Source organism: Pseudomonas panipatensis (assembly GCF_900099785.1).
In the GTDB taxonomy this organism is placed as follows: Bacteria; Pseudomonadota; Gammaproteobacteria; order Pseudomonadales; family Pseudomonadaceae; genus Pseudomonas; species Pseudomonas panipatensis.
The window spans coordinates 1-1,686 of the sequence record NZ_FNDS01000030.1 but is presented as its reverse complement, the minus strand read 5'-3'; the positions used below and the strand labels follow the sequence as shown (position 1 = coordinate 1,686).

Genomic DNA, 1,686 nt, shown 5'->3' with positions numbered 1-1,686 from the left:
ATCCCGGATTTACCTAAGATCTCTGCCTACCACCTTAAACTTGGACAACCAACGCCAAGCTGGCCTAGCCTTCTCCGTCCCTCCATCGCAGTAACTAGAAGTACAGGAATATTAACCTGTTTCCCATCGACTACGCTCTTCAGCCTCGCCTTAGGGACCGACTAACCCTGCGTCGATTAACGTTGCGCAGGAACCCTTGGTCTTTCGGCGTGGGTGTTTTTCACACCCATTGTCGTTACTCATGTCAGCATTCGCACTTCTGATACCTCCAGCAAGCTTCTCAACTCACCTTCACAGGCTTACAGAACGCTCCTCTACCGCGCATCTTACGATGCACCCGCAGCTTCGGTGTGTGGTTTGAGCCCCGTTACATCTTCCGCGCAGGCCGACTCGACTAGTGAGCTATTACGCTTTCTTTAAAGGGTGGCTGCTTCTAAGCCAACCTCCTAGCTGTCTAAGCCTTCCCACATCGTTTACCACTTAACCACAACTTTGGGACCTTAGCTGGCGGTCTGGGTTGTTTCCCTTTTCACGACGGACGTTAGCACCCGCCGTGTGTCTCCCACGCTGACACTTCCAGGTATTCGGAGTTTGCATCGGTTTGGTAAGTCGGGATGACCCCCTAGCCGAAACAGTGCTCTACCCCCTGGAGTGATACGTGAGGCGCTACCTAAATAGCTTTCGAGGAGAACCAGCTATCTCCGAGCTTGATTAGCCTTTCACTCCGATCCACAAGTCATCCCCTACCTTTTCAACGGGAGTGGGTTCGGTCCTCCAGTCAGTGTTACCTAACCTTCAACCTGCTCATGGATAGATCGCCCGGTTTCGGGTCTATACCCAGCGACTAAACGCCCTATTAAGACTCGCTTTCGCTACGCCTTCCCTATTCGGTTAAGCTCGCCACTGAATATAAGTCGCTGACCCATTATACAAAAGGTACGCAGTCACCAAACAAGTTGGCTCCCACTGCTTGTACGCATACGGTTTCAGGTTCTATTTCACTCCCCTCTCCGGGGTTCTTTTCGCCTTTCCCTCACGGTACTGGTTCACTATCGGTCAGTCAGTAGTATTTAGCCTTGGAGGATGGTCCCCCCATATTCAGACAAAGTTTCTCGTGCTCCGTCCTACTCGATTTCACTTCCAAGAACCTTTCACATACGGGGCTATCACCCACTATGGCCGCACTTTCCAGAGCGTTCTGTTAGATTCAAAGAAGCTTAAGGGCTAGTCCCCGTTCGCTCGCCACTACTAAGGGAATCTCGGTTGATTTCTTTTCCTCAGGGTACTTAGATGTTTCAGTTCCCCTGGTTCGCCTCTTGCACCTATGGATTCAGTACAAGATACCTAGGTTATCCTAGGTGGGTTCCCCCATTCAGATATCTCCGGATCACAGTCTGTTTGCCGACTCCCCGAAGCTTTTCGCAGGCTACCACGTCTTTCATCGCCTCTGACTGCCAAGGCATCCACCGTATGCGCTTCTTCACTTGACCATATAACCCCAAGCAATCTGGTTACTGTCTCTAACGTGAAGACGACATTCGCCGAAAATTCGCGCTTGAACTCGCAAATTTTACCTTGACTTGAATAATCACCAGTGAAAGAGATTATTCAGTCTACTTCTATCACATACCCAAATTTTTAAAGAACGGTTCTGGCACAAAGACCAGACATCAATGTTCATTCAAC

At 50.0% G+C, this 1,686-nt stretch carries 1 rRNA gene; it reads right to left on the bottom strand.

Features of this window, described 5'->3' with window-relative positions:
- Positions 1-1,490, bottom strand: a 23S ribosomal RNA gene (locus tag BLQ74_RS26860); the annotation flags it as partial.
- Positions 1,491-1,686 lie beyond the last annotated feature (196 nt).